This is a genomic window from Rivularia sp. UHCC 0363, assembly GCF_034931125.1.
Classification (GTDB): domain Bacteria; phylum Cyanobacteriota; class Cyanobacteriia; order Cyanobacteriales; family Nostocaceae; genus Rivularia.
In genome coordinates this window covers 5,033-11,284 of record NZ_JAYGHM010000119.1, presented here as the reverse complement: position 1 = coordinate 11,284, position 6,252 = coordinate 5,033, and the positions used below count along the sequence as shown (strand labels likewise).

The 6,252-nt window shown below is 52.8% G+C and carries 12 protein-coding genes; 3 read left to right on the top strand and 9 right to left on the bottom strand.

Going from position 1 to position 6,252, the window contains the following annotated elements; genetic code table 11:
- Positions 1 to 1,274 (bottom strand): NB-ARC domain-containing protein (locus VB797_RS33980; protein WP_323242215.1); only part of this gene is annotated, 1,274 nt, incomplete at its 3' end.
- Positions 1,275 to 1,370: 96 nt separating this feature from the next.
- Entirely contained in the window at positions 1,371 to 1,832 is a 462-nt protein-coding gene (locus VB797_RS33975; RefSeq protein WP_323242214.1) for a hypothetical protein, read from the bottom strand.
- A 416-nt stretch (positions 1,833 to 2,248) separates the two neighbouring features.
- On the opposite strand from VB797_RS33975, the gene VB797_RS33970 reads away from it, so the two are divergent.
- The gene (locus VB797_RS33970; RefSeq protein WP_323242213.1) at positions 2,249 to 2,707 is read left to right on the top strand and encodes a type II toxin-antitoxin system VapC family toxin; all 459 of its coding nucleotides are present in this window, start codon (positions 2,249 to 2,251) and stop codon (positions 2,705 to 2,707) included.
- A 234-nt stretch (positions 2,708 to 2,941) separates the two neighbouring features.
- Here the strand turns inward: VB797_RS33970 and VB797_RS33965 are convergent, their stop codons facing one another.
- Positions 2,942 to 3,436 carry a hypothetical protein gene (locus tag VB797_RS33965; RefSeq protein WP_323242212.1) on the bottom strand — a complete coding sequence of 165 codons (495 nt, stop codon included), beginning with the start codon at positions 3,434 to 3,436 and terminating at the stop codon, positions 2,942 to 2,944.
- 160 nt (positions 3,437 to 3,596) lie between these two features.
- Here VB797_RS33965 and VB797_RS33960 point away from each other — a divergent pair, with 160 nt between their 5' ends.
- The gene (locus VB797_RS33960; RefSeq protein WP_323242211.1) at positions 3,597 to 3,827 is read left to right on the top strand and encodes a DUF433 domain-containing protein; all 231 of its coding nucleotides are present in this window, start codon (positions 3,597 to 3,599) and stop codon (positions 3,825 to 3,827) included.
- A 38-nt stretch (positions 3,828 to 3,865) separates the two neighbouring features.
- On the opposite strand, the gene VB797_RS33955 is transcribed toward VB797_RS33960, so the two are convergent.
- Entirely contained in the window at positions 3,866 to 4,114 is a 249-nt protein-coding gene (locus VB797_RS33955; RefSeq protein WP_323242210.1) for a hypothetical protein, read from the bottom strand.
- Positions 4,115 to 4,217: 103 nt separating this feature from the next.
- Between VB797_RS33955 and VB797_RS33950 the strand changes: the two genes are divergently transcribed.
- The gene (locus VB797_RS33950; protein ID WP_323242209.1) at positions 4,218 to 4,475 is read left to right on the top strand and encodes a helix-turn-helix transcriptional regulator; all 258 of its coding nucleotides are present in this window, start codon (positions 4,218 to 4,220) and stop codon (positions 4,473 to 4,475) included.
- A 209-nt stretch (positions 4,476 to 4,684) separates the two neighbouring features.
- On the opposite strand, the gene VB797_RS33945 is transcribed toward VB797_RS33950, so the two are convergent.
- The 5 genes from VB797_RS33945 to VB797_RS33925 all read right to left on the bottom strand — a co-directional run bounded on the left by VB797_RS33945 (position 4,685) and on the right by VB797_RS33925 (position 6,186).
- Entirely contained in the window at positions 4,685 to 4,915 is a 231-nt protein-coding gene (locus VB797_RS33945) for a hypothetical protein (RefSeq protein WP_323242208.1), read from the bottom strand.
- 113 nt (positions 4,916 to 5,028) lie between these two features.
- On the bottom strand, positions 5,029 to 5,301 hold the full coding sequence (locus VB797_RS33940; RefSeq protein ID WP_323242207.1) for a DUF2442 domain-containing protein: 273 nt from the start codon (positions 5,299 to 5,301) through the stop codon (positions 5,029 to 5,031).
- 8 nt (positions 5,302 to 5,309) lie between these two features.
- Entirely contained in the window at positions 5,310 to 5,579 is a 270-nt protein-coding gene (locus tag VB797_RS33935; RefSeq protein ID WP_323242206.1) for a DUF4160 domain-containing protein, read from the bottom strand.
- Between the two features lie 161 nt (positions 5,580 to 5,740).
- Positions 5,741 to 5,980: a type II toxin-antitoxin system HicA family toxin gene (locus VB797_RS33930; RefSeq protein ID WP_323242205.1), complete on the bottom strand. Its 240-nt coding sequence runs from the start codon at positions 5,978 to 5,980 to the stop codon at positions 5,741 to 5,743.
- Complete coding sequence (locus VB797_RS33925; protein WP_323242204.1) at positions 5,977 to 6,186, bottom strand: 2-oxoisovalerate dehydrogenase E1 subunit beta; 210 nt, start codon at positions 6,184 to 6,186, stop codon at positions 5,977 to 5,979. Before VB797_RS33925 ends, VB797_RS33930 begins: the two co-directional genes overlap by 4 nt.
- Positions 6,187 to 6,252 lie beyond the last annotated feature (66 nt).

Below are 6,252 nucleotides of genomic sequence, written 5' to 3'. Positions count from 1 at the left end.
GAATAGTACAACCCTGCCAGATTGTTGAGGCTTGTGGCAATGGCAGGATGCTGCTTGCCAAATCGCGCTTCGGTCATCTTCAGGCAGTCACCAGACCACTGCTCTGCCTGCTGCCAGAGGCTCTGGCTCTCGTAGAGTCGGGCAAGGCCAATATGCGGCCAGAAGCAATCTTCATCGCTGAGCAAAGCCGAATAGAGCGCAGCAGCTTCCATGTGCAGCATCGTGTTTTCAGTGCGGGCAAGGTCATTCAGCGTCACTGTATACGGAACCGTCTTAGCAACTTCCGTCAATGCCAGCACAAACCCGCGCTGGAGCGCTTCGGCAGTGGAGAACGCTTGCAGCTTACCTGCGAAGAACTCACGGATCAGCGAATGCAGCAGATATTCGCCCGTCTCCAGCACCGTCAGCAGCGAGCTTCCCACCAGCGCCAAGTCCAGAGCATCTTCAAGGTCTTCCTCATCCCATTCTGGCAAGCAGTCCACAATCAGCGCTTTCGAGACCGGAGCCAGCCCAAACAAACTCAGCAATCCGCCGAGCTGCTGTGCCGCCTCACTCAAGCCCTGCCAGCTAATCTCAAAGGCTGCGGCCAAGCTATCGCGGTAGGGCATCTCTGGAGCCACCTGCTGCATCGCTCTGGCGTTAAGCTTCTGGGTTTCTAGCCGACTGAGCAAGGTTGCCAGCTTCAGATTGGGATGCAGCGCCAGATGTCGCCCCACTAGCTCAATGCCCAGCGGCAAATATCCCAACCATTGGCAAAGCGCTTTGGCCGTCTCTGCTTCTGCCACCAGCCTTGCCTCATCTCCCACAAGCTGCCCCAAAAGCTCTAGCGCCGCCGCTGGCTCCAGCACATCTAGCTCCAATCGCTGCACCGGATGCCCTAGCTTGGCTCTGGTGGTAATCAGCAGCCGAAACCGCGCGTCAGTCGGCAGATAAGGCCGCAGTTCCCCATAGGCTTCCGCATCTCCCACATCATCCCAGACCAGCAATCTCGCTCCCGTCGGGATGGCCTCCAGCCACTTTTGATAACACCACTGCACCTTCGCCGCTGCATCCGCATCTTCAGGCGGAATATCCAGCCCCATCAGCAAGCTATACTCCAGCACCTTCAGCACAAGCTGCGCCGCCGAGAGCCACCAGATACCGCCGGAATAGTCAGCCTGATGATCATAAGCATAGTGCCAAGCCAAGTCCGTTTTGCCAATGCCGCCCATGCCCGTCGCGGCAGTAATCGCGAGCTGCTCAGAGGCTTGCAGCCGTTGGTGCAATTCCTGCATCTTTTGCGCTCGACCGACAAAGATGCGAGAGCCGAGGCCGGGAGCGATGTAGTAGGGGGTGCTAATCTTTGTCTGTGCCCCTCCAGACGACTCCAGTCAACCGGAGTTTGGAGTAGCGCCAAAGTGAAATGACGGATTGCCTTGCACTTGAATCACAGGATGATTGGGATCATTCACCTGCAATCCCTGGGCTTGACCCGTCACATACTGCACATTTTTAGCCTGGATGTCGTTATTGGTGACTTCCACATGAATTTCTTCCGCCAGCTTTTGCGCTTCTGCCTTCAAGCTCGCGTCTTTATCCAAAACAGTATGCAGATATTCAGCCAGCTTTTGCTGATCCGCTGCCGAACCTGCCGCCGCGCTTTGCAAGAGCTGCTCCGTTCCCGGCTTCCCCCGCAGACATTTCTCCCAGACTAGCTTGCCAAGCTGCTGCACCTTCTCCGGCAGCTTCTCGACTGCCTTCTTGCTCAGCTCCGAACCGACACCTTCATAGAATTTATCGAGTACCGCCTTGGCAATTGGGGTTGCCAGCAGCAGCGTGATTTGTTCAATCATGGGGAATCACAGAACGCTTTCCACTGTTCTACCCCAATTGTCGGCAGCTTTCCGTAAAACACCCGCAAATTTGTCTGTAAGAACGCGAATTTCCCCCCAGGCTTTAGCAAACTATCCACAATCTTGGCGCTAGAATTAGCTCAGAGTCACTGTAGGCTCCTGCACCCAACCCTCGACCCAGCAGGATAAAGCAATGCGAGCCATTGAAACTACCGTCAGAGTTGCCGCAGATGGCACCGCCACCTTACAGCTCCCCGCCGACATCGCACCCGGCAATCACCAGGTCGTGATTGTGATTGGCGAACCACCAAGCCGCAGCTTGCCTTCAGCTACGCCCCCAAATCAACGCCCCGCCTTCCCCGTGATTCATGTTGGCGCATGGGCTGGCGTGGGTTCTCTCAGACGCGAGGATCTATATGACGACAGCGGGCGCTGAACGCATCTTTATTGACACCAATATTTTGGTCTATGCCAGCATTGCCGAAGCGCCGCTGCATCAACCCGCCCTAAGTCGTCTTCAAACCTACGAGCAAACCGGACAGGAGCTATGGATTAGCAGGCAAGTGCTGCGCGAGTATCTGTCAGTCCTGACGCGCCCTCAATCTTTTACAGCCCCCATCCCAATAACCACGCTTTCCGACCTCATTCGTGCCTTGCTGTCTCGGTTTCAAGTCGCAGACGAAACTACACAAGTCACAGAGCAGCTTTTGGTTCTGCTCAATCAAATTACAGTGGGCGGACGACAGGTACATGATGCCAACATTGTGGCAACCATGCAAACCTACGGAATTCAGCAGCTTCTCACCCACAACGTAGGAGACTTCACGCGATTTGCTGCTCAAATAGTGGTTTTGCCGCTGCTAGAGCCACCTTGATCACCAGACCGCTAGTACCCAAATCCTCAACATTCAAGCTCCGATCTCCAGCCTTGCCATTCAAAGCTCGACCCTTCCATCTTTCTGCTCAACCCTTCCATCTTTTTGCTCAACTGTCCGACCTCAGAACTCAAAAAATCAGGCTCAGAACTCAAACCGCCGAGCAATTTGCTCCAACGATTCACCTCTGAGCCTCAGTGCTGCACCTCCAGAGCGCAGCCTTCCACCTTTTTGCTAGACCATTGCCCCTTCTGGCTTGACGCTCACCGTCTGGCTCTTGGGCTTACGAGCTTTGCGGGCAAAGCGCAGACCCAATTCATCCACTGCCGTCTCCAGTCCCGTCCCCTCTCCGCTAGCTTTGGCATAGCTATAGACCTGGAGCGCCGCTGCATAAGCCTCGCTGCCCACCGCCAAGCAGGTGTCATCCACCAAATCATGGAGCTGCGTCAGCGACATCAGCACCGGGTAGAGCGCTTCAAACAGCTGCACGTCTTTTTGCAGCTCAGACAGATCAAACGAGCGCGGCAGGAAGTCTGGGTTCTGTGTGGCCACCTCCATCGCTTTGCTGACAAACGCCCGACTCTTATCGCCCATCTTGGGCAGCGACTTGCGATCATCCGCAGAGAGATCGATCAAAAACGGCAGCTTGGCTTTAATGGTGGCAATGGCTGCCATCACGGCATCGCGGTCGGCTTGGCTCAACTGAGCGCTGATGGCTGTATTCGGCATCGTAGAGACTCCTGATAAACGTGAAATAAAGATGTCTCTAGACTTCCCGCTGAACATGGGTTGTATATCCTTCGTTACAACTCAATCGTTTTTGATTCTGCCCAGCCCTGTTTCAGGCTCAACCTCATAAAATAAGAGCTAACCCTTCGAGTTCAACCCAATGGACTGGCAAACACACATTACCCTCGATCCAAACATCCTCGTCGGCAAGCCGATCATCAAAGGAACTCGTCTGGCTGTTGAGTTCATCATCGACCTGCTTGCCCAAGGTTGGAGCATCGAAGAAATTCTCCGCAACTATCCGGGTATTACCCATGAGCAGATTCAAGCTTGCCTCAGCTATGCCAGCGCTAACCTCAAAGCCGAAAAAGTTTATTCTCTGCCCGCATAGTTCATGAGAAGGCTGTGAAGGGCATTCGGGCTTCTGCTTTAGTCAAGCGTTAGATATTTCGTCGCCACGCTCATCCATTTGCCTGTCATTGGCTCTGGCTGTAGGGCGCTCCATTCATGGGCATCCACCACGCCGCGCAGATGCAGAGTCTGAATCATGCGGGTGACGCCCAGCCGCGAGCTGACCACGATTAAACGCACGGGTTCGCGGACGGGTGCAGCATCGTTATTCAGCGGCGCATCGGGCGGCAGTGCTACAACGTCATCAGAACGGAAATCTTGAGCCATGAGTCTCATCCATTGAGCATGTAGTCTACTAAGACAACATATCATGTTTGTGGTCGCACAAGACAACATTTACTGACTCGCCATCCTTTGACAGGATTGGGGCATGGGCAGGGCAAGTCAGGTACTCAAAACGGTTCTCGAAACCTACGGAATCAGCCAGAACAAGCTAGCGGTGACGCTTGGCATTGATCGCTCTGCTGTTTTTAAATGGGTGCATGAACAGCGAGATCCCAGCGCCGAAAACATTGCCGAAATCACCAAAGCTCTCAATCAACTCAATCCCGAAGCCGCCGCAGCCTTTGTTCAGCGGTATCTAGGCGAGTTGGTTGATCCAGAGCAATCTGATTCGCAGGATCAGTAGATCGCAAACTCACGATTTCTGGTCAAGAAGCTGGCGATCGATCCCCCTAAATCCCCCTTAAAAAGGGGGACTTTGAGAAAATTTGGCTCGGTTCCCCCTTTTTAAGGGGGCTAGGGGGATCGATCGCCAGAATTTGCGATCTACGAAGGATTGGTCAGCTACATTAAGTCTTCCTACTAGTTAAACTTCGCCACGTTTGGGGAATTGGCTCATTGCTGATCTTCGTGATGCAGCAGCGTCAGATAGTCGCTCATGCCTGCTTCTGCCAAGGCGCGATCTTCGGCGGCATCTTCAGCAAGAGATGCGAGCTGCTCTGGTGCAAGAATGAGATGACGCTTGCGGCGAAATTTGAGGAAGGCGATGAAGTCAGCAACTTGCTGCAACTGCTCTGCTGTGAGCTGATCGATATCCTGCTTGATGGCTTCGCTCTGGGTGGGCATTATGGCTCAGAAGAAATCTGTTCTTCTATTTTAATCACAGTTTTTACTCTGCCTGAATATCTTTCAACACCGCCTGCGTCGTCGGATGATCCGACAGTTCCGCCGCTTGCCAGTTACAGGAGGTGATCGCTAGGCAACATGCCAGTCTGTGTATCTACGCTGCTGTTTAGATACAGCGTATCGGCGCTGAGGTCTTGCTCGTGGAGCCATTGAACGCCGCCGAAGAAGGGCTTGACCTGCTTGAAGTAATGGATATTTTGCAGTTCTGTAAAAACTCCTTTGTCGAGATAAGGGCTGAGGTCAAAGCAGCGCACTTCACCATTATTGAAGAACAGTCTGAGCTTGAAGTCTACTAAGGGTTCGACTTTAATCACCTTGGGCGACATGGTTCCTCCTAGCGCAGCGGGTCGATTTTGAAAACTTGCTGACCTTGCACTGCTAATTCCCAGTTTGCCATGAGTTCGTCTTGATGAATCTCAATCCAGGCTTGAACTAATTTCAGCTTAGCATTGCGGATTTTGCCTTCTAAAAGAATTCCGTCTGGAATTGAAATAACGGCTTCATCGTCTTGGTACTTGATGTGAATGTGGGGCTGGTGATGCTTCTGGTTATCAAAGTAGTACATCAGGATGACAATGCCATAAAACATAGAAATGACTGGCATAGCGTTGTTCCCCCACTTTCTGCTGATTGTCTATCCGTCTGTGCTTATTTTGAGTTGGTCTAGTCTAATATTACTGCTGCTCTACCTGAATCTCTTTCAACACCGCCTGCGTCATCGGATCATCCGACAGGTCTGCCGCTTGTCCTTCAGTCGCTTGATTATCAGAAGATGCGTTCTGCAAGCCCATCGCGGGTGAGTTCAAAATGTGTTGCGATGTCTCGCAAGATGGCGTTGAGCGTACCGATTTTAATTGGGCTGTGATTAGGAATTGTGATGTGGTGTTCGCCATTCTGTTGGGTCGTTAGGCGAATGTGACTGCCTGTTTGACGAATGGTTTGGTATCCCAACTGCTTTAAGATTTGCGCCAATGCTTCGCCGGAGAGATCGCGGGGCAGCTTCATGAGGCAATTACTTCATCGTGGACGATGTGGAGCCGGATTAGTTTTGGGCGAGTTTGCTCGTCTTCAAAGTGGCAATGAACGGCATCGCGCAGATAGGTTTTGAGGTCTTTGAGGGTGTCGGCTTGGGTGAAGATGGATTCCCCAATCGCTCTGGCGGTGTATCCCCCTTCTGGATCGTCTTCAACGAGAAAGATGATTTCGGTCATGGGTGTCGCTCTCAATGAGTGCTCTTAGTTTAGCTGGTCTGCTCTGCCCGAATCTGCGCCAACATC